Annotated in this window: 19 protein-coding genes; 10 read left to right on the forward strand and 9 right to left on the reverse strand. The window is 36.2% G+C overall.

The annotated features are described in order from the left end of the window. Nucleotides 1-3 precede the first annotated feature (3 nt). A complete protein-coding gene (locus QNH20_RS10660) occupies nucleotides 4-918 on the reverse strand; it encodes a pseudouridine-5'-phosphate glycosidase (RefSeq protein WP_283922856.1) in 915 nt (304 codons plus the stop codon). After that, nucleotides 915-2,012 carry a carbohydrate kinase gene (locus tag QNH20_RS10665; protein ID WP_283923391.1) on the reverse strand — a complete coding sequence of 366 codons (1,098 nt, stop codon included), beginning with the start codon at nucleotides 2,010-2,012 and terminating at the stop codon, nucleotides 915-917. Before QNH20_RS10665 ends, QNH20_RS10660 begins: the two co-directional genes overlap by 4 nt. 294 nt (nucleotides 2,013-2,306) lie before the next feature. Between QNH20_RS10665 and QNH20_RS10670 the strand changes: the two genes are divergently transcribed. Then, on the forward strand, nucleotides 2,307-2,555 hold the full coding sequence (locus QNH20_RS10670; RefSeq protein ID WP_283922857.1) for a hypothetical protein: 249 nt from the start codon (nucleotides 2,307-2,309) through the stop codon (nucleotides 2,553-2,555). A gap of 373 nt (nucleotides 2,556-2,928) precedes the next feature. On the opposite strand, the gene QNH20_RS10675 is transcribed toward QNH20_RS10670, so the two are convergent. After that, a complete protein-coding gene (locus QNH20_RS10675; protein WP_283922858.1) occupies nucleotides 2,929-3,129 on the reverse strand; it encodes a hypothetical protein in 201 nt (66 codons plus the stop codon). Between the two features lie 193 nt (nucleotides 3,130-3,322). Between QNH20_RS10675 and QNH20_RS10680 the strand changes: the two genes are divergently transcribed. Further along, nucleotides 3,323-3,838 (forward strand): hypothetical protein, encoded by a 516-nt coding sequence (locus tag QNH20_RS10680; protein ID WP_283922859.1) that lies wholly within the window; start codon nucleotides 3,323-3,325, stop codon nucleotides 3,836-3,838. A gap of 30 nt (nucleotides 3,839-3,868) precedes the next feature. Here QNH20_RS10680 and QNH20_RS10685 read toward each other — a convergent pair whose 3' ends face one another. The 4 genes from QNH20_RS10685 to QNH20_RS10700 all read right to left on the reverse strand — a co-directional run bounded on the left by QNH20_RS10685 (nucleotide 3,869) and on the right by QNH20_RS10700 (nucleotide 6,908). Next, a complete protein-coding gene (locus tag QNH20_RS10685; RefSeq protein WP_283922860.1) occupies nucleotides 3,869-4,255 on the reverse strand; it encodes a hypothetical protein in 387 nt (128 codons plus the stop codon). Between the two features lie 247 nt (nucleotides 4,256-4,502). Next, nucleotides 4,503-5,768 (reverse strand): cation:proton antiporter, encoded by a 1,266-nt coding sequence (locus QNH20_RS10690; protein WP_283922861.1) that lies wholly within the window; start codon nucleotides 5,766-5,768, stop codon nucleotides 4,503-4,505. 4 nt (nucleotides 5,769-5,772) lie between these two features. After that, a complete protein-coding gene (locus QNH20_RS10695; RefSeq protein ID WP_283922862.1) occupies nucleotides 5,773-6,270 on the reverse strand; it encodes a cation:proton antiporter regulatory subunit in 498 nt (165 codons plus the stop codon). 77 nt (nucleotides 6,271-6,347) lie between these two features. Then, nucleotides 6,348-6,908, reverse strand: a complete 561-nt coding sequence (locus QNH20_RS10700; protein WP_283922863.1) for a tyrosine-type recombinase/integrase — start codon at nucleotides 6,906-6,908, stop codon at nucleotides 6,348-6,350. Nucleotides 6,909-7,360: 452 nt separating this feature from the next. Between QNH20_RS10700 and ltaS the strand changes: the two genes are divergently transcribed. The 3 genes from ltaS (at nucleotide 7,361) to QNH20_RS10715 (ending at nucleotide 11,785) form a co-directional block, all read left to right on the forward strand. Then, nucleotides 7,361-9,313: a lipoteichoic acid synthase gene (ltaS, locus tag QNH20_RS10705; RefSeq protein WP_283922864.1), complete on the forward strand. Its 1,953-nt coding sequence runs from the start codon at nucleotides 7,361-7,363 to the stop codon at nucleotides 9,311-9,313. Nucleotides 9,314-9,500: 187 nt separating this feature from the next. Further along, nucleotides 9,501-9,605, forward strand: coding sequence for a YjcZ family sporulation protein (locus tag QNH20_RS10710; protein ID WP_283922865.1), 105 nt, complete (start codon nucleotides 9,501-9,503; stop codon nucleotides 9,603-9,605). Nucleotides 9,606-9,751: 146 nt separating this feature from the next. Next, nucleotides 9,752-11,785, forward strand: a complete 2,034-nt coding sequence (locus QNH20_RS10715) for a YhgE/Pip domain-containing protein (protein WP_283922866.1) — start codon at nucleotides 9,752-9,754, stop codon at nucleotides 11,783-11,785. Nucleotides 11,786-12,002: 217 nt separating this feature from the next. Here the strand turns inward: QNH20_RS10715 and QNH20_RS10720 are convergent, their stop codons facing one another. Then, on the reverse strand, nucleotides 12,003-12,719 hold the full coding sequence (locus tag QNH20_RS10720) for a Crp/Fnr family transcriptional regulator (protein WP_283922867.1): 717 nt from the start codon (nucleotides 12,717-12,719) through the stop codon (nucleotides 12,003-12,005). A 108-nt stretch (nucleotides 12,720-12,827) separates the two neighbouring features. On the opposite strand from QNH20_RS10720, the gene QNH20_RS10725 reads away from it, so the two are divergent. The 3 genes from QNH20_RS10725 (at nucleotide 12,828) to QNH20_RS10735 (ending at nucleotide 18,281) form a co-directional block, all read left to right on the forward strand. Then, entirely contained in the window at nucleotides 12,828-14,114 is a 1,287-nt protein-coding gene (locus QNH20_RS10725) for an NCS2 family permease (RefSeq protein WP_283922868.1), read from the forward strand. A 248-nt stretch (nucleotides 14,115-14,362) separates the two neighbouring features. Next, nucleotides 14,363-16,240 carry a molecular chaperone HtpG gene (gene htpG / locus QNH20_RS10730; RefSeq protein WP_283922869.1) on the forward strand — a complete coding sequence of 626 codons (1,878 nt, stop codon included), beginning with the start codon at nucleotides 14,363-14,365 and terminating at the stop codon, nucleotides 16,238-16,240. Between the two features lie 1,156 nt (nucleotides 16,241-17,396). Then, the gene (locus QNH20_RS10735) at nucleotides 17,397-18,281 is read left to right on the forward strand and encodes a YitT family protein (RefSeq protein WP_283922870.1); all 885 of its coding nucleotides are present in this window, start codon (nucleotides 17,397-17,399) and stop codon (nucleotides 18,279-18,281) included. Between the two features lie 116 nt (nucleotides 18,282-18,397). On the opposite strand, the gene QNH20_RS10740 is transcribed toward QNH20_RS10735, so the two are convergent. After that, nucleotides 18,398-19,642: an MFS transporter gene (locus QNH20_RS10740; RefSeq protein ID WP_283922871.1), complete on the reverse strand. Its 1,245-nt coding sequence runs from the start codon at nucleotides 19,640-19,642 to the stop codon at nucleotides 18,398-18,400. Nucleotides 19,643-19,933: 291 nt separating this feature from the next. Between QNH20_RS10740 and QNH20_RS10745 the strand changes: the two genes are divergently transcribed. Both QNH20_RS10745 and aspA read left to right on the forward strand, forming a co-directional pair. Next, a complete protein-coding gene (locus tag QNH20_RS10745) occupies nucleotides 19,934-20,356 on the forward strand; it encodes a MarR family winged helix-turn-helix transcriptional regulator (protein WP_283922872.1) in 423 nt (140 codons plus the stop codon). Nucleotides 20,357-20,671: 315 nt separating this feature from the next. Next, nucleotides 20,672-22,090, forward strand: a complete 1,419-nt coding sequence (aspA, locus tag QNH20_RS10750) for an aspartate ammonia-lyase (RefSeq protein WP_283922873.1) — start codon at nucleotides 20,672-20,674, stop codon at nucleotides 22,088-22,090. Nucleotides 22,091-22,202: the final 112 nt, after the last annotated feature.

Below are 22,202 nucleotides of genomic sequence, written 5' to 3' on the forward strand. Positions count from 1 at the left end.
TTCTTATTTCATTGCATTAAAACTTACAGCTATTTTGGCTCCAACAATGGCATTGTTTTTAACTAAAGCAATGTTTGCATCTAGGCTTTTGCCTTCTGTTAGTTCTTTTACCTTTCCTAGTAAGAATGGCGTTACTTCTTTACCGGAAATGTGTCGTTCTTCAGCTTCTTTTAATGCCGCTTCAATAACACCATTAATGACTTTTTCATCCATGGCATATTCTTCTGGGATTGGGTTGGCAATAACTGCTCCACCTTTCAAGTTTAATTCCCATTTAACTTTTAACGAAGAGGCGATTGTTTCCACATCGTCAGCACGGAAGTTCACAGGGAACTCACTATTACGCGTATAGAAGGCTGGGAGTAAATCGGTTTGATAGCCTATAACCGGTACACCTTTTGTTTCAAGATATTCCATGGTTAACCCTAAATCCAAAATCGATTTGGCACCTGCACAAATGACAGCTACGTTTGTTTGTCCTAATTCTTCTAAGTCTGCTGAAATATCCATGGTTGTCTCAGCGCCTCGGTGAGCACCGCCAATACCACCAGTAACAAAGATATTTATTCCTGCTGCTTCTGCGCAAATCATTGTTGCTGCTACTGTTGTTGCTCCAAGTTTTTTTGTAGCGATTAAATAAGCTAAATCACGTCTAGATGCTTTTGCAACATCTGTGCTTTTACCAAACATTTCTAACTCTTCATCAGATAGACCGATTTTAATTTTTCCATCCACGATGGCAATTGTTGCTGGAACGGCCCCATTGTCTCGGATAATTTGTTCCACTTCACGAGCAGTTTTCACATTCTGTGGATAGGGCATACCATGGGAGATAATCGTAGATTCTAAAGCCACAATTGGTTTACCTTGTTCCTTCGCTACGCGTACTTCTTCTGATAGTGTAATATATTGTTTCATGATATTTCCTCCATGTCTTTTTGTAATTTTTCAGCTGATAAATCTTGCCGAACTGTATAGGGTGATTGCAGTGTTTTGGATGCATTAATATTGCCAGCTTTGGCAATTTCGATTAAAGATTTGCCCTCTAACCATGAGTAAATAACTGCAGAGGAGAAAGCATCACCAGCTCCTGTGACATCTATGATTTCTTTTGTTTCTATCGAAGGAATATGGAAGATTCCTTCTTCTTTATTACCAATCATGGATCCTTTTTTTCCATTCGTAATAACCACATTGGTAATCCCTAGTGATAACCATTTTTCTAAAGCATTTTTCCAATCTTCTTCATTTCTGATTTCAATATTAAAGTAAGTTTCCGTTTCATCTCGGTTCGTAATGAGCCATGTAACGCCGTTTAAATCATCTGGCAAGCGTTTCATTTTTGGTGCTGAAACAGGTACTATGACAATCGGTAAATCATGACTCTTGGCGAAATGACACAAGAATTGAATGGATTCTTTTGGACAATTCAAATCGACCATGATGCATTTTGAGCGACTTAATAATAAATCGTGTTTAAGAAGTAATTCAGGTGTGATCGCTTCATATACTTCCATATCTGCTAAAGCAATTACTAATTCTCCACTAGTATCTAATACGGCAGAGTAGGAGCCAGTTGATTTTTCAGGGAATTGGGTCACAGTTTCTAAGTTCATGTAAAGAGCTGATGATTCTTCTATGAATGACCAGTCCTTATCTGAGCCACTTGTAGAGATAAGTGACACTTCCATCCCAAGCCTTCCAAGATTCTCTGCGATATTTCTTGCAACTCCTCCAGCATTCTGTGTAGAGAAAATTGGATTTGAGGTACCTAGTTGGGCTTTCTCCTTGATATGGAATTTACGATCAATATTAGCGCCGCCAATGCAAATGACATGTTGTGATTCACTCAAAATGTAGGCTCTACCTAAAATACTTCCTTTTCTGATTAAACCAGAAATAATATTTGCAATGGATGGCCGAGATAATCCTAATAGTTCCGCAAGCTCTTGTTGAGAAACATAGGGATTCTTGCGTATTAAATCGAGAATCATTTGTTCTTTCTCAGTCATTCTTTCAGGCACAAACTCACCTCATTTCTTATATTGGTGTGAGAATAAGCTTCATATAAACTTATGTTTAAAACATAAACTTATGTTTGTATTATACTTCTAATTATTTGTTAGGTCAACTTATTCAGGTGAGGTACTGCAGGGAGTTATACAGATCTTTAAGAGCGATCGGAATGCCAAACGTGATAAGAAATAAATACAGGACAGGCAACAGAATCATATAATCTTTTCACTGAAATGATGGGTTAAACATAATATAGTTCATAATAATGGAGAGAATGGGAGGAGAGAGGAATGCCTACAGTCATTAATTTAGGGATAATGAATATTAATTCTCCTCAGCCTAATGCAGCGGTTTTTGTTGGAGAATCCATTGTTACCGGAATGGATGGTAACAGGAAATATAACTTGGGTTTTGGCGGACAATATGGTGCTTTTAATACTATTGCTGGGAATATAAGTAATAATGCCGATAGCTTTGAAGTAATTGATGGGGTTATTTTTGACCAAGATTTTAAACCAAATTTAGGCTCAAATGTATAAGAAATAATATTTTCAAAAATATATCATCTGCTTTTACCATCCTTACTTTCGTTTGGATGGTTTTTATTATAAAAAAAGCAAAAAAAAATTCCTAACTAGGAGCTTCGTTTTTTAATGTGGGTTCCTCTTTTTTTTCTTGATTTATTTGATTCCGTTTCATTGGGCTACTCTCGTAATTTGTTAAGGAAGCGCTCGTATGTGCGAAGTTGTTCCGATCTCCATGAATGTTTCCTAATCCTTGGTTATGTTTTTTGCTGCTTTTAAAGTCTTCGATAAAATTGTTTCCTATGCTTAAGCAAGAAGCTCCTTCAATGCTCCCAATTTTGATTGTGCCAATATGAAAGGTTGGAGATAAGATTGGGGGAGTCATAAATTAATTCTCCTCCCATCTTTCTCTGTTTTTAGTCCAATTATTTTTTCTAACCCTATTTTCATTACCGGATAAAGCTCCCACTACTTCGTTGATGACACTTTCCTTTCGAAAATTTTTATGAGTGTTTTTTTTACCAATGAAAATACCGGATGTATTACTCATTTTCATTACAGATAAATTGTCAAATGTAATTTTAATCATTTCAGAATTGCTCCTTTTCCATTTTTATTTAACTTATTCAATTATTGGGCGATTGACACAATCTTTCTTTAGATGATTAGGCACTTATCACAATCCAGAAACCCATACATAAAATACAATAGCTTAATAAGAAGGAAAGCATGAAGGTGCTCTTACATGACCAAGAAAATAATCCAAACGTGGTGAGCAGATTATGTTAAAAACTTCACATTTACATTTTACAGGTGATATAAATGTCCAAACAATGCAAAGACAAAGTGGGATTTTTATAGGGGAACGAAATAATGCAGTCGGCTGGAGTGCTCACGGGAAAGAAAATAGTGTAATCGGAAGTATTAGTGGCAGGTCTAATCTCCTTATCAACAATATATCAATATTGAATGACCCTGATTTTATTGATACACCAATTGATGACCGTGATATCAATATTTCTTTTGAAAACTTTGGTGATGAAGATCATACCACAAATCTAGATCTTGATAGTTTAAATGTTAATACTATGGATCATAATAGTGCTGTATTTGTTGGGGATGGGCATGTGACTGGAATAGATGGAAACGAAAAGGTGAATTATTCACAGGGGGGGTTATTCGGAAACAATAATCAATTATTAAACAATGTTAATGTTAATAATGACCAAGATGTTATTGATGCAATAATGGAAGATCAAGATATTAAAATTGCTAATATTATTAAGGGAAAAGTCTAGTGTTACTGCTATTTTTTATTAGAGACATTGCTAGAATTTATTTTTGAATCGATATCCCTTTGAAGTTTTCATCATTTTTGTTTCATTAGGAGAAGTTGTGTCAGACATGGCTTCCTCTTTTGCATGTTCCTTATTAATCTTTTGGATAAGTGGTTTAGTTAAGTCCTCTGAACTATAAATATTATTTCCAATACTTAATTTACCGCTCAACTGGTCTATTTCAATATTGTCTAACCGAAAAATGATGTTCTCTAGATGTTCAATATGGACATGATCAAAGTGGAGATTATTTCTTTCAGTTTCCTTTTTTTGTTGTTCTAGTAACTCAATAATTCGATCTAACTTAGTAATAATGAGAGAGTGAACTTTCGTTTCATTATTTGTTTGTTTTTTTCTATTAGAAAAAAATTTAAACATAAACTCACCCCCCTTTGATGATTGCACCAATCCGATAAATATTTTAAACAAGCCCGCCGTAATTACTTATTTTCCCTTCCATTTTACGCAAGTTTCTTTAAAAAAATCTTATGCTAAGAAAATGGGACTTAGTATTAAATACACCTGATACCTATATACAAATTCCTTCTTCTTTAGGTAGATAATTAGCGAATAAAGCTAACAAAGTTGGATGTTTTAATCCATCTCCGTTAGCTTATTTTTTTATTTACATGCCATGACTATTTTTTTCTTCAGATTGGTTTTTAAGAATAGATGTGGATTGCTTTTTAAGGTTTCCTTTATTTTCCCATTTGAAAATTTTATTCAATAGTTGATAAATATTTTTGGATTCTTTCGTTAAAAAGGGCCCGAGAATAGCCAAGATTAGAACATAAACGGCGGTAAATGGTTTTAGGATTGGCATTAAGCCTCCAGCAAGGCCTAAATTAGCAACAATGATCGAAAATTCACCCCTAGAAACGATTGTTAATCCGATATTAGAAGAGGCTTTATGAGAAAGACCAGCCTTTCTTCCGGAAATCATTCCAGCTACAAAGTTGCTAATGATAGTAAGGACAACAGCACCTAGAGCTAACCAAACGGCACCGCCCAAGCTAAAAGGATCAATACTTAAACCGAAACTAAAGAAAAATAGTGCTCCAAAGAAATCTCTAAATGGGATAACTAAATGTTCGATGCGCTCGCGATGTTCAGTTTCAGAAAAGACTAAACCCAATAATAAAGCACCAATGGCTTCAGCAACATGGAGTTTTTCTGAAAAACCTGCAACAAAAAATAGTGAAGCAAAGATAACGAGGATGAAAATCTCATTAGACTTAATGTTTAATAGTTTATTAAGGATAGGAGCGCCTTTTCGGGCGATAATGAAAAACAGAATCATATAGCCAAGTGAAATTAGAACCGAGGTGATTGTACCTAAAATAGTCGTTGACTCACCAAGTAAAAGACCTGACATGATTGAGAGGAATATAGCCAGGAAAATATCATCAAATAAAACAATTCCCAAGATTAATTCTGTTTCTGTATTTGCGGTTCTTTTTAAATCGACTAAAACCTTAGCAACAATGGCAGAAGAGGAAACACTAAGGAGACCAGCAATAATAAACGTTTCCATAACAGGGAAGCCTACAGCAAATCCGTATACTAAACCTAAAATGAAATTAAGAGCTACATAAATAGATCCGCCAATTACAATAGAAGGTCCCGAACGAATTAATTTTCCAACAGAGAATTCAAGCCCAAGATAAAATAGTAAAAACAAAACCCCGATTCGTCCGAAAAATTCAATTATTTCTGAGCTTCCTATGAATCTAAGATCGATTATTCCAAAATGAGGTGCATGTGGACCAACTACCATCCCTAAAAGGATAAGAAAAGGAATGATCGAGAATTTTAACCTTCCTGCTAATAATGCTGCTAGGGCGACTAGAATTAACGCTGTACCTACCTCGAAAACTAAGTGATTTGTCATAGTATCACCCGTCCCTTCTTGAAAGAATTTCTTTTACGATTTTTTTTACTTGATTGCGCTGACCAGATACGATGACTGTATCTCCTACTTCTAAAATGGTTTCAGGACCAGGGGTATGGATTTTTTGATGATTGCGCTTGATAATCGCGACAATATTTACTTCATAGGATTGACGGATATTTAAATTTCCAATGGTTTGGTTAACCGCTAATGCTCCAGGCTCCACCTTAGACCATTCAATCACCAAATCATCAAAAGCCATTTCAATTGTTTCTAAAGCCTTTGGTGCATAAGTCATTCCACCAATTATGGCAGCTATCTTTCTTGCCTCCGAATCATCAAATGTAGTACTGGCAATAGCTTCCTCATAATCCTCTTGATCAAAATAATAAATTTCTCTTCTGCCGTCATCGTGAATAATAATCACTATTTTATCTGCGCTTTTGGTGATGATTTCATACTTTTTCCCAATACCAGGAAGTTCAATTTCGCGAATATTCATTTTCTATTCCTCCTATATAGTTTGTTCATGGATTAAGAAGTTTTTTTAAAAAGTTAAAAAGGGCGCTTCTGCTTTTCTTAGAGGTTGACATCAATTTCAGTTTTAAGTTTTTCTTCTTTTGAAATTCCAAGATATTTAAGCGTTTCAGAAGGGGTGGAATGGTGGAAATGCTTTTGCAATAGTGAAATGGCGATTCCTCGTTTATATGCATGATATCCAAACGTTTTCCGCATGGAGTTGGTACCGATTTTTCCTTCGATGCCAACCGCTTCTGCTGCCTGATGAATAATGCGATAGGCTTGTTGGCGGGTAATCGGTTTATCGGTTTTACTGGACTTAAACAAAAAATTTTCACCTGATAGATGAAGCGTATGAACGTAATGGAGAATTGCCTGTTTTACTTTATGGTTAAGGTAGACTTCCTTCAACGTTTCTTTATGTGATAGCAAGTAGAAGTCCTTAACACAGTTTTCTTTTTCGAATACATCGTTCACTTTTATATCCAGCATTTCGGTAATTTTTAACCCCGTATTAATTCCAAATACAAAGAGAACATAGTCCCGTTCAGAATGCTTTTTTAAATATTTCTTTATTGAATTGATTTGCTTAATATCTCTTAGAGCTTCAACATATTCCATTTATAAACGCCCCTTAATCTATGTTACATAATTATATGGTATCATACTGTTATGTAACATTAAAATTTTTGCTGAAGATGAGCAAATATGTAGAATTACGAATTATGTGAATGCAATATTATTATGGTATTTTTTATTTTGGTTTTATTAAAGGAGTGAATAGTAAGGATTACCGTAGAAGAGGACGATAAAAATGGGTTATTTGAAGAAAAAAATTAGATGGAAGGCGCTAGGGAGAGGTAGGAAATCTCTTTAAAATTGCTATCGCAACAAGCAATTCTATTACTTTTACGGTTTATGTTTGATTTTTTCTAGTTTAATTTTTCTTATTTTGTTCATTGATTATTCATATTTAACAGCTATGATAGGTTTTAAGGAATTTGGTTTCAATCTCATATTTTTAAACGTGCATTTTATTTTGTAATAATTATGTTCTAAAAGGTGGTCAGTAAATGAATAACATTTTTCAAAGAGGTCAAGGTATTTTAAATAAATATATTGGCTTTTTCTTATTATCGGTATTATTCCTATGGATAAAAACATATATCGTTCAATTAACACAATTTGATTTGGGTATAGAAAATACATTGCAGAAATTTCTATTATTTATCAATCCTTTAGGTTCTGCATTACTATTTTTAGGTATATCATTCTTTTTTAAAGGACGGAAAAAGTATATTTCGCTTATTGTGATTGATTTTCTGTTATCCTTTCTTTTATATGCAAATATCTTATATTACCGGTTCTTTAATGATTTTATTACGTTACCAACGATTACACAGACGCAAAATTTTGGAGATGTGAGCAGCAGTGTAATTTCTCTTTTAAAGCCCTATGATATTTTATTCTTTATCGATATCATTATATTGATTGCCTTACTTGGTTTTCGTTTTGCAAAGATTGAGGTCAAGGATATGAGCCGCAGAAAAACGTCAGTTCTATTCGCTATATCATTGGCAATTTCTTGCTTGAATTTATCTTTAGCAGAAATAGACCGCCCTCAATTATTGACAAGAGAATTTGATCGAAATTATATTGTGAAATATTTAGGAGTATACAATTACACTATTTATGATGCTGTTAAAAGTACGACTGCATCTGCACAAAGGGTAATGGCTAACAGTGACGATATGACAGAAGTGATTAACTATACAAAATCGAATTATGCTGAGCCTAATCCCGCCTATTTCGGTGTAGGCAAAGGAATGAATGTGATTTATTTACATCTTGAGTCGATGCAAAACTTCCTGATTAATTACAAGTTAAACGGGGAAGAAGTTACTCCGTTTTTAAATTCATTGATAAATGATAAAAATACTATGTATTTTGATAATTTCTTCCATCAGACTGCACAAGGAAAGACTTCTGATGCTGAATTTATGCTGGAGAATTCATTATTTGGCTTACCACAAGGTTCAGCTTTTACCACAAAAGGTTTAAATACCTACCAGGCTGCTCCAGCGATTTTGGGTCAACAGGGTTATACTTCTGCTGTATTTCACGGAAATTCAGGAAGCTTCTGGAATCGTAATGAGATTTATAAATCGTTTGGATATAACAAGTTTTTTGATTCAAACTACTATCAAATAAGCTCTCAGGACAAAGCAGAATATGGGCTGATGGATAAGCCATTCTATGAGCAATCGATTCCACTACTGGAATCATTGCCGCAGCCATTTTATACAAAATTTATTCCAGTATCGAACCATTATCCGTACCCGATTAATGAAGAGAATGCAACAATAGCGCCGGCTGCAACAGGTGATAAATCTGTCGATCAATACTTCCAGACAGCTCGTTATGCAGATGAAGCATTAAAGCAATTCTTTGATTATTTAAAGCAGTCTGGATTATATGATCATTCGATCATTATTATGTACGGTGACCATTACGGAATTTCAGAAAATCATAATAAAGCAATGGAACAAGTCCTTGGAAAGAAAATTACTCCTTTTGAAAGTGCGGGGTTACAACGAGTACCATTATTCATTCGGGTGCCAGGTATGGAGGGTGGCGTGAACCACGAATATGGTGGTCAGGTCGATCTTCTTCCAACACTACTTCACTTGGTTGGTACCGATACAAAAGATTATGTACAATTTGGAACCGACCTATTATCTGAACAGCATGATGATCTTGTTGCATTCCGAAATGGTGATTATGTGAGTCCGACGATTACATCTGTTGACGGTAAATTCTATGATTCCCATACTGGTATGATATTAGAAGAGGACAAGATGGACGAGGCCAATAAAAATAAGAAAATGGTGCAACAAAAATTAACATATTCTGATAAAGTAGTGAATGGAGATTTATTGCGTTTTTACACACCAGAGAACTTTGTTCCTGTAGACAGGTCAACATTCAACTATAATCCAAATTCCGAAAGTGTTTCAAAAAAATAATAACGAAAGGCTGCTTGAGAAGTAATTCTTGGGCAGCTTTTTTTATGATTTTTCACAGGATATCGAATTCTTTTAGTGGGTTAAATCCGATTCATTACGGGCAGTAACCAAACGCTTTGCACTTTTTTATACACAAAATCAGGTCAATTACATAAGATAATTCAGAAATATCTGGGAGGTGGAACAAATGGATGGTGCAGGCTTCGGAAGCGGCTTTGCTTTAATCGTGGTTTTATTCATCCTGCTAATTATCATCGGTGCAAGCTTTATCGGTTGTGGCAGGTTCTGTTAAAAAACTAGTTGGTTTATTTTTTGAAAAATGGATAGGGATTGCAGCTGCAATCCCTATTTCTTGTTCTGTTTTCGTTCTTTCTAATTTTTGAATTTTTCCATGTAATTGGTGAAAACTAATAGAAATTTTGCTAAGGATGGGGAAAATTGAGAAAAATTTGGCGCATTTACAGAACCGATTGGAAAAATATTTTTAGTGTTCCTTCTGTAGTATTGTTAATAGCGGCACTAATGGTATTGCCTTCTGCCTATGCATGGGTAAATATTAAGGCGATGTGGGATCCATATAGCAATACATCAGGAATCAAAGTGGCCGTCGCAAATGAGGATGAAGGGGCAGAAATACAAGGAAACAAAATCAATGTCGGCAATGATACCGTAAAAAATCTAAAAAAAAACCATAACCTTGGCTGGGTGTTTGTAACCCGAAGTGAAGCTGAAAAGGGAGTTGAAAAAGGCAAATATTATGCGTATCTCATTATTCCAAAAGATTTTTCGAAGAAAATTACAAGCATTTTAGAAATAAACCCGCAAAAACCAAAAATTATTTTTGGAGTAAATGAGAAAATCAATGCCGTTGCACCGAAAATTACAAGTTCAGGTGCATCCAGCGTTACTGCTCAAATAAGTCAGACTTTCGTAAAAACGGTGGGGGATGCAATTTTTTCAGGATTCTTTAAAGCTGGAATTGAATTAGAGAAAGCGCTGCCTTCGATCCATAACGTTGAAAAACAAATCTTTGAACTGGAAAAGGCTCTTCCCCAGTTTGAGGAAATGGGAAAAAAAGCGATTGAATTAGAGGGGAAATTGCCGGAAATACGGGAAAAGGGACAAAAAATTATCGATTTGGAACAAAGAATTCCGGAAATTCAGCAGGCAGGAAGGAGCATCTTGAAGGTAGAAGAAAGTTTACCACAGATAAAAGAAGCAGGAGACATGGTGTTGGCGATCCAAGGGAAGCTTGCAGATTTACAGAGTGTCAATGATATCATTACTGATGTAATTGCAAATTTGATGGAAATAGAATCGAAAATAAAGCAGGCGATTGATTCTGCAAAGGATGCTCAAAATGACCAGACCGATATCGCGGATAATCAGGAGCAGCTAACCCGTCTTTATGAGGAACTAGCAAATATTCATAATCAAGTAAGTCAAACTCGTCTTGATCTTCAACAAAAAATAGATGAAGTGAGAAAAATAATAAACACAGCGGCAGATTTCTTCAAAAATGAAATGCCTGCGGTTGAGCAAAAAATAAAAAAGGCGGCTGATTTTGTTCGAAACGATTTACCTGCTCTTGAAGAAGATATTCGAAAAGCGGCTAATCTTGTTCAAACAAAGCTGCCGGAAGTAGAAAAGACTGTTCATAAAGCTGCCGATATGACTCGAAACGATTTACCAGGATTTGAAGCGAAAATAAGGAGTGCCGCTGATAAAATTCGCAGCTTAGAGAGCAGTGTGAATGTGAATGATTTAATCCAATTTTTGAAGCATGATCCCAAAAAAGAGAGTATTTTTTTAGCAAGCCCTGTTCTTTTGGAAACGAAAAGGATTTTCCCGATTCCCAATTACGGATCTGCGATGACACCTTTTTATACAATGCTGGCACTATGGGTTGGAGCTACCTTCTTAATTGCCTCTCTTCGGGTCGATGTTGAAAACGCCGACAACGAGTACAAGGGGTACCAGGTTTATTTTGGAAGACTATTAACGTTTATTACTATCGGAATTTTTCAAGCAGCCATTGCGTCCTTGGGCGATTTGTATTTTATTCATACGTATGCGGTGGACAAACTATGGTTTGTACTATTTAGTATTTTAATCGGCATGGTGTTTGTCATCATCACCTTTACATTATGCGCGGTATTCGGCAATATCGGAAAGGGTTTAGCGATTATATTCTTAGTGCTGCAAATCTCCAGTTCTGGCGCAACCTTTCCGGTTAGTACGACTTCTACCTTTTTTCAGATGATCTATCCTTTCATGCCATTTAGTTATGCAGTAAGTATGCTTCGTGAGGCGGTAGGAGGGATGGTTGTGGAAGTGGTAATGAAGGATGTATTTTCCTTGCTAGTCTTTGTTGCCGCCAGCTTCATTTTAGCGCTTGTCTTGAAAAAACCTTTAAGTAAGCGGATTCAACAAACAGCAGAAAGAGCAAGATCTACCAAGATCATCCAATAATTGAGTAAAATAGCGAACAGTGACGTACATTGTTCGCTATTTATTTTTAAGTTAATTAATGATAGTTTCTAGAGTTACCTCAATCATATCCTACAATCCCTATTTCTATTTTTTGTTAAAAGGATAACAACATTTTTGTGAACTAGTTAACAAAATAATCGTAATTAAACTAACTGAAATGGAACGCTTTCATTTGTTATCATTAGTTATGGTAAGATTAAACGTTATACCACTTTCGAAGCGCTGGAACCTCTTCGGTTTCACTACAAATTGCTTCCAATTGGCTTTTATCTAATAGGTAAAAATACTTTTCACGTATATCGATGAGCCCTTCATTTTGGAAATCGCCTAGTGTTTTGGAGATAGATTCTCTGGTTACTCCAAGCATATTTGCAAGCAAGGACTGATTAATTTTTAGGTCAATTTTAAAATTATCTCCATCTGGTTTTCCAAAATTATAATAGAGATCCACTAGCAAATTTGCAGCTTTAGTTCTCACATCATAAAAGGTTAAATAACGAATCAAGCGGTTAAGCATCCGTGTCCGTTCAACTAGGACCATATAGGCTTTACGAAGAACAGATGGATACTGATCGACGATTTGAAGGAAATCTTGTTTTGTCATATGCCATACTGAAACATTTTCAAGTGCTTCGATAGAAGAAATTCGATGGCTATCGTTGGATAATGCTTCAACTTCCCCTAAAATATCTCCTGGCATTGAGATACTTAGGACGATTTCTTTTCCTTCGTGAATACGGTATATCTTTAACATACCAGAACGAATGATATATACATCTTCACTTAAATCATTTTCAAACATAAGGACATGATTCTTTTTAAACTTGCGCTCCTTTAGTTTGGAAATAATATGTGGTGCATCAATCTCAGGAATATCGGCGAAGATCGCAATTTCCGAGATTTTGGTTATCATAATCATGCATCCTTTCTAAAATCACATATCGAATCAAATGGTTAATATAAAAATAAGTATACCATGTTTTTGGTCGATTGAACTCGCATAATAAAAGGGGAAATTGGATTGAGTAAACGATTACAGAGGATCTTTCAACTTCAGGAAGCGAATACGAGTATTCGGACAGAGGGAATTGCTGGACTAACCTCATTTATGACGGTTGCCTATATCATCGCGGTGAATGGTGCGATTTTAAGTCAAGTTGGGATGCCGTATGAAGCAGTAACAATCGCCACTTTAATTTGTTGCTTTCTTGGCTGTATGCTGATGGCTCTTTGGGCTAATTCACCATTACTCATCGTCCCGGGTATGGGAGATAATGCTTTTTTTGTTTTTACCCTTGTATTTTCTTTTGGGCTAACTTGGCAGCAAGCACTTGCAGTTGTCTTAATCGCAGGTATTATTTTTACATTGACAACAGTAACAAAAGGAGCGTTCTATTTATCACAATCCATCCCAAATTCGATGATCAATGCCATGACGGCCGGGATCGGTTTATTTATAGCATTTTTAGGGTTGAAAAATGGTAGATTGATTGTTGCGAGTGAGGGGACATTTGTCAAATTAGGTGATCTAGCGGATCCTTATGCCTTAACAACGATTCTGACTTTACTTATTTTAGTCCCACTATTCTTACGCAATGTAAAGGGGAACTTCCTGATAGGAATCATTGTTGGTACCATAATCGGTTCAATGCTAGGAATTGTAGATTTTTCAACATTACGTGATTTTAGTTTCTCTTTTAGCGGGTATGATCAAATATTTTTTGCTTTTGATTTTAGTCAAATTGGTACAATTAATTTCTGGACTGCTGTATTTTCATTATCAATAGTGATAATATTTCAAAATATGGGTGCACAGCTCGGTATGCTGCCAGACAAATCAAAGTTTAGAAAGTCGTTTCAAGCAAACGCATTTTCAATTATTGGTGCAGGATTCTTTGGCTGCAGTCCTACAACGACTGCGGCGGAGTCGGCAACGGGAATTGCAGCAGGCGGGAGAACGGGCTTAACCTCGTTTACAGCAGGATTATTGTTTATTCCAGCACTATTTCTTATTCCACTTTTTAAAGTGATTCCAGATGCTGCTATAGCACCTGTGCTGATTATTGTTGGTTGTCTAATGGTTCAAAACTTAAAAGAAATACCATTTAGCGACTTTACCGAAGCATTTCCAGCTTATTTAATGATGGCAATCATGCCTTTGTCCTTTAGTATTGCCAATGGGATTGCGTTTGGCTTCATTGCTTACCCTATTCTAAAACTGGTCACAGGTCGAAGGAAAGAAATTTCGGTCACAATGTATATCATTGCCTTTTTCTTCCTACTCTATTTTATTTTAGGATCAATTTAGTTAAAGATTTACTTATGAAGTAACTATAGTAAACTTGGAAAAAGTGTATGAAAAAATAGAGCATCCTAACGGGGCTGTTGACAAAATGGGAATGAAACTCCCAATTAGTTAGTCAACAGCCTCGAACGGGTGCTTTTTCTATTTTCTTGACGAAAAAAATTTTATATGTTATTAAAATATTTGTTAGCACTCAATTGAATAGAGTGCTAAAATTTATTTGTAAATTGGAAACTAAAGGAGAGGTCCTAATGGAAACGAAACAGTTTAAAGCCGAATCGAAACGATTATTAGACATGATGATCAACTCCATTTATACTCATCGGGAGATATTTTTAAGAGAGCTACTGTCAAATGCTAGTGACGCTATTGATAAAATTTATTACACAGCATTAACAGATGATGCTTTAACCTTTGACAAGGACAGTTACTTTATTAAAGTAACGGCTGATAAAGAAAATAGAATCTTGAAAATCACTGATACGGGTATTGGAATGTCCAAGGAAGATCTAGAAAATAACCTTGGAACCATAGCCAAAAGCGGCTCATTAGCCTTTAAAAGTGAAAATGAATTAAAAGATGGTCACGATATCATAGGCCAATTTGGTGTCGGATTTTATTCTGCCTTTATGGTCGCTGATGAGGTCACTGTTATTAGTAGAGCTTTAGGCAGTGAGGAAGCATATAAGTGGGAATCTAAGGGGGCGGATGGCTATACAATTTTCCCATTTGAAAAGGATTCAGTCGGTACCGAAATTATTTTGAAAATCAAAGAGAACGTTGAAGATGAGAACTATGATGAGTATCTGGAAGAATACCGCTTAAAGTCCATCATCAAAAAGTATTCTGATTTCATTCGCTACCCTATCAAAATGGATGTCACCGATAGAAGGCATAAAGAAGGCAGTGAAGACGAATACGAGGATGTTCAAGAAGAACAAACGATTAATAGTATGGTACCAATTTGGAGGAAAAATAAAAAGGATCTTACAACAGAGGACTATGATCATTTTTATGCGGAAAAACATTACGGTTTTGACAAGCCGATCAAACATATCCACATCAGTGTGGATGGTGCTGTAAGATATAATTCCATTTTATATATTCCTGAAAAAATACCTTTCGACTATTACTCTCAGGAATATGAAAAAGGGTTAGAGCTATATTCTAATGGTGTGTTAATCATGAACAAATGCTCCGACTTACTTCCTGACTATTTCAGCTTTGTTAAAGGCATGGTGGATTCAGAGGATTTATCTTTAAATATCTCAAGAGAAATGCTGCAGCATGACCGCCAATTAAAACTTATCGCAAAAAATATTAACAAAAAAATTAAGAGTGAATTACTAAACATATTAAAAAATGAACGAGAAAAGTATCAAGAGTTTTATAATTCTTTTGGCAGACAACTCAAATATGGTGTCTACAGTGACTATGGAATGCATAAAGAAGAATTACAAGATTTACTGATGTTCTACTCCTCTAAAGAGAAGAAAATGGTCACTCTAGACGAATATGTATCAAGAATGCCGGAGGATCAAAAATATATTTATTATGCTACTGGAGTAACATACGAAAGAATTGACAAGCTTCCACAGACTGAGCTAGTCGCTGATAAAGGATATGAAATTTTATATTTCACCGATGAAATAGACGAATTCGCTATTAGAATGGTAATGACCTACAAGGAAAAAGAATTCAAATCTGTGGCAAGCGGTGATTTAGGTTTTGAAGTAGATGAAAATCAACAAACTGCTTCTGAAGAGAAAGAGAATAAAGAGCTCTTTGACTATATGAAAAATATTCTGACTAACAAAGTAAAGGATGTAAGAGTATCGAAAAGATTAAAAACACATCCTGTATGCTTAACGACCGATGGGGCAGTATCGATCGAAATGGAAAAAATTCTAAATGCGATGCCAAACAATCAAAATGTTAAAGCAGACAAGGTTTTGGAAATCAATATCCATCACGATATATTTGAATCTTTAAAAGCAGCATTTGAAAAAGATAAAGAAAAATTAACGCTTTATACTTCCCTGTTATATAACCAAGCATTATTAATTGAAGGTTTGCCAATCGAGGACCCAGTCGAGTTTACCAATAATATTTGCAAAATCATGGCTTAATTAGTAAAGCGGGGCGCGACGAATAGACCGGAGCGCTTTGACTGAGATCAAGGAAAATCGAAGAGCGAAATTGTCTCGCCGCTGGGCTATGGAACTGGGCATTTCAAAAACAAAGGGGGTTACAACTGACCTTAAAGGGTTCAGTTTTCGAGGGTATAAGTATTAAGTGACACATAAAATAGCGTGAGTCAATTCTCACGCTATTTTTATTTTTAACAAAGGAATATACCAACTTTTAGGCTTATTGGTTAATAGGATCTTAAGCCAAGCATTCGGACAAAAGAAGGCAATATCCAGCTGGACCTGTCCGAATAAGCCTGGCATTTGGACAAGAACAGGAAAATTCCTGCTAGACCTGTCCGAATAAACCTTCCATTCAGACAAGAGAAGGCAATTTCCAGCTAGACCTGTCCGAATAAGCCTCGCATTCGGACAAACAAAGGCAATATCCTGCTAGACCTGTCCGAATAAGCCTAGGATTCGAACAAGAACAGGAAAATTCCTGCAAGACCTGTCCGAATAAGCCTAGGATTCGGACAAGAACAGGAAACTTCCTGCTAGACCTGTCCGAATAAGCCTGGCATTCGGACAAGAATAGGAAATTTCCTGCAAGACCTGTCCGAATAAGCCTTCCATTCAGACAAGAGAAGGCAATTTCCAGCTAGACCTGTCCGAATAAGCCTGGCATTCGGACAAGAATAGGAAATATCCTGCTAGACCTGTCCGAATAAGCCTGGCATTCGGACAAGAATAGGAAATTTCCTGCAAGACCTGTCCGAATAAGCCTAGCATCGGACTATCCACAGGCAAATCCACATAATGATCAGCTGCCATTATCGGCGTATTTTCTTATTTGCAATATCGGGTGCTTCAGTTGAAAATAGGAATTTGAATGTCAATAAGTCCATATGACTTTTAAAAATTGCGTGCTAAAACTGAAAGCAGTTTAATACGCCATTTTCTATGTCATTTAACTGTTTCGCACCTATAAACGAAACCATTTAAACTGGGCTTCCAATCCTTTTTTTAAAAGTGAATATGAACTCGAGTTCATTTTTTAATAAAAATATGATATAGTAATATAAACGTGATAATAAAATTCATTTCTGAAAAGAAAAATAATCATAAATATAAATCAATAAAAAGGTGTGGTTCAATGACAGAATTAACAAAAGAAAACATTAAACATCGCAAGCTGCCCCTCAGCAAGGTTATTTTTCGAGTAATTGCTATCACCATCGGAGCGATTTTTATGGCAACAGGATTAGAAATATTCTTAGTCCCAAACCATGTAATTGATGGAGGCATAACAGGTATTTCGATCATGCTTTCACATATTACGGGTTGGGAATTAGGAATCTTTCTATTTATTTTAAACTTGCCGTTTGTATATATGGGATACAAGCAAATGGGAAAAACCTTTGCTTTTTCTACAGTATATGGGATTATTGTTTTATCCATCTTTACTTCGTTCTTTCACCCAATCCCCGCGTTTACTGATGATATTCTCTTAGCGACCCTTTTTGGTGGAATGATATTAGGGATAGGGGTTGGATTGGTTATTCGTAATGGCGGTGCTTTAGATGGAACAGAAATATTAGCACTAGTAATTAATAAAAAGGTTCCTTTTTCAGTAGGGCAAATCATTATGATTATGAACGTATTTATTTTAGGTGCAGCAGGCTTTGTCTTTAGTTGGGATCGAGCGATGTATTCGCTGCTAGCATATGTTGTTGCCTCTAAAGCCATTGATGCTGTAGTAGCAGGTCTAGAAGAAACAAAATCTGTTTGGATTATTAGTGACGAGGCCGAAGAAATTGGAAATGCAGTTAATGATCGTTTAGGCCGTGGAGTAACATATCTAAATGGACAAGGTGCCTATACAGGAGATAATAAAAAAGTAATTTTTAGTATCATTTCCAGATTGGAAGAATCTAAATTGACGACAATAGTGGAGGAGATTGATCCATCGGCATTTCTGGCGATTGCGGACATATCCGAAGTACGTGGTGGACGTTTTAAGAAGCGAGATATCCATTAGTTGAAATGATAATTAGAAAAATAAAAGGATCTGGACTTGAACTGCACCTCCAATTGTTAGTTGGTGTCTAACAATTGGGGTGGAGATCAACTCAAGACAGATCATATAAAGAAATATTAATGACCTATTTCAGCATCATCAACATGCATTACGTGTTTATTATTGATTAAGATAAATAGAACGGAAATAAGTACAAAAACTCCTCCGACAATAAAAGGAACGGAAGGATTATAAATCTCTGCAAGCTTTCCGGCCATAAAGGGTGCAATTGCACCGCCGATAAAGCGGAGGAAGCTGTAGGCAGCCGATGCTGTAGAACGTTCGACAGGAGCTGCGTTCATTACCGCGGTTGTAATTAACGTATTATTATTACCCAGCAGTGCCCCGGCAACAATAACGGCAGTGATGATAACCCATTGCGTTGAAGTCCATATCCCCATCGCAAAAAGGAGCAGGGCGAACATAATTAACATGGCACACATTGATTTAATTGTTCCAAACCATTGTTGGAGTTTAGGAGCCATGAAAACAGAAGTAATGGCCAACAATATTCCCCAGCCAAGGAATACAAAACCTAAACCATGCTCATCTAATCCCATGACAAAAGGGGCATAAGCGAGAAGGGTGAAAAAGCCAAAGTTATAGAGGGCTGCCGTGATACCGAAAACAAGCAGAGAGCGGTGTTTTAAGGCACGGAATGGGTCCAATAATGATGTTTTTTTAACTCCCGTATTTAGATGGGTCGCCTTTGGCATTAATAAAAATAACCCGATAAAAGCTATAACCATCAGTGTAGCGACGCCAAGAAAAGGACCTCTCCATGACATGGCACCTAACCAGCCGCCAAGAAGCGGCCCGACAGATATACCCAGTCCAATGGCAGCCTCATATAAAATAATCGCTTTTGCAGTACCGCTATTCGAAAGGGAGACAATAGCTGCTAATGCTGTTGCAACAAACAAAGCGTTGCCAAGTCCCCATCCGCCTCGAAGACCGACGAGTGTCCAAATGCCGTTTGATAATCCTCCAAGTGCAGAAAATACTGCAATAATAACAATGCCAGTAAGGAGTGTCCACTTAATTCCAAGTCTTGATGAAATCATCCCAGTTATGAGCATCGCTACTGCCATCACAGCATTATAGCTGGTGAAAAGTAATGTAACTTGACTATGGGATGCGTGCAATTGGTCGGCAATTGCCGGTAAAATCGGGTCTACAAGACCAAGCCCCATAAATGCAATGATAGATGCAAAAAATACTGCCCATATTGCCTTTGGTTGTGTTAATAAACTTCCTTTTACTTCTGTAGCCGAATTCATTTTAGATGATGATGACGCAACAGATGTTGGTGTTGATGACATTCACATTTCTCCTTTTTTAATTGAAATTTCCCCCTGTCAAAAGCTGGGTTTAGCATTGTGACAATAAAGTGTTAAAGGGCATTGCTACCTAAATCCCAATTATAATAATTCAAACTAATACCTCATTTAAAAAATAGTTGTATAATGAAAGTATATGATTGTATTATACAACTATTTTCCGTAAGGTCAATAGTGTTTTCTTCCAGGGGATATTTAATCGTGGTTATTAATGCATGGATGAGTGTGTTATTATAGTTTTAGGAAATAGTTTAACAGTGAGGTAATAAAGAAATGCATGAACAATCTTTGGAAATGATTGAACTTGAACTGGCTATTCTTATAAGACGATCTACATCAAATACAAATAAAAAACTTTGGAATCTTGACCGATCTGCATATTTATTACTCCGTCGGATCGCCACAAAAGGGGCTGTTGGTGTAAAAGTACTAGCTGGGGAGTTCCAGTTAGATATTTCAACTGTAAGCAGGCAAGCAGCCACTTTAGAGCACAAGGGTTATTTATATAAAATTCCTGATCCATTAGATGGAAGGGCATATTCTTTTCAAATAACGGAACTGGGATTAAAGGAATTAAATGAGTATAAGCAGGCACGATTGGAAAGAATAGCAGAGCTATTAATTGATTGGCCGGATGAGGAATGTAAAGTATTCGGACAGTTATTACAAAAATTTAATCAATCTTTACTTAAATAATTTTTTTCTTATTGTTGGAAAAAGGGGTGATCGAAAAGTCGTGAAAAACACGGATTTTTAATCACCTTTATTTTTTTAATATAAATAGCGCCTTTAATAAAGTTAAATATCGGAATGGATTGTAAAAAATATCATTTTATTAATCATGAAAGGTAAATATTATGTTTCACGTGTAGTTCTCTTCTGTTTTCTAATATTAATAACGAATTAACAGTGAAAAGGGAGACAGAAGATCATTTAACTGGTATTATTTTGTGTGAGAATCAGTTTTTTGATTAGATTCTTCGTTAATAAAAAGGTGGGAGACAAAAGCTCATGGACACAAAAAGAATCGAACAAGACTTTTTAGGAAAGAAGGAAATACCGACAGATGTGTATTATGGAATCCAAACACTTAGGGCGGTTGAAAATTTTCCGATTACAGGTTATCGAATTCATAAAGAGTTAATAATAGCACTAGCAATGGTAAAAAAAGCGGCGGCAATTGCCAATATGAATACAAAACGCTTATATAGCGGACTTGGAAATGTAATATGTCAGGCAGCCGATGAAATTATTGAAGGAAAGTGGCATGATCAATTTATTGTTGATCCTATTCAAGGTGGAGCAGGGACTTCAATGAACATGAATGCTAATGAAGTAATTGCGAACCGTGCTCTTGAATTGCTCGGACACGATAAAGGAGCCTATATCCATTTAAGTCCAAATAGTCATGTAAATATGTCGCAATCGACAAATGATGTATTTCCTACAGCTATTCACATTGCTACACTGAAGTTGCTTGAAAAGTTGCTTGAAACTATGAAAGATATGCATAAGGTTTTTAAGGATAAGGCAAAGCGGTTTGAAAACGTTATCAAAATGGGGCGTACACATCTTCAAGATGCTGTGCCGATTCGCCTTGGCCAAGAATTTGAAGCATACTCACGTGTACTTGAACGGGATATGAAGCGTATTTCGCAATCTCAAACACATTTATATGAAGTGAATATGGGGGCAACAGCTGTTGGAACCGGATTAAATGCAGATCCAAAATATATTAAAGATGTCGTGAAACGCCTTGCGGAAATTACTGGGCTGCCATTAGTGAATGCTGATCATCTTGTAGATGCTACGCAAAATACGGATGCTTATACCGAAGTGTCTGCCGCATTAAAGGTTTGTATGATGAACATGTCAAAAATAGCTAATGACCTCCGATTGATGGCATCAGGTCCTCGTGCAGGGCTAGCTGAGATAACTTTACCGGCTCGTCAGCCAGGTTCTTCCATCATGCCGGGTAAAGTGAATCCTGTTATGCCTGAGCTGATCAATCAAATTGCCTTTCAGGTAATTGGAAATGATCATACCATCTGTCTGGCTTCAGAAGCCGGTCAGCTGGAATTGAACGTTATGGAGCCAGTGTTAGTCTTTAACTTGCTTCAGTCAATCAGCATTATGAACAATGGTTTCCGAACGTTTACCGACCATTGTCTCTCTGGTATTGAAGCAAATGAGGCCCGCTTAAAGGAATATGTAGAAAAAAGCGTTGGCATTATCACAGCCGTAAATCCTCATTTGGGATACGAAGTGGCGGCACGCATTGCAAGAGAGGCAACAATAACTGGAAAGTCAGTTCGTGAGTTATGCTTGAAGTATGATGTGTTAACTGAAGAAGAATTAGATCTTATTTTGAATATTTATGAAATGACCAAACCTGGTATTGCAGGTGCAGCTCTTTTAGATAAAGATTAAGCCTGAACACCAAAGCCCGAAGCTGTTATCTTTAACGGTAAAGGTATTACAGGACAATTATAACAATTGAAAAGAAGCTCAATGTCATGAGCTTCTTTTGTTTTAAAAAAAT

The sequence above is a fragment of the Neobacillus sp. WH10 genome (assembly GCF_030123405.1).
Classification (GTDB): Bacteria; Bacillota; Bacilli; order Bacillales; family Cytobacillaceae; genus Neobacillus.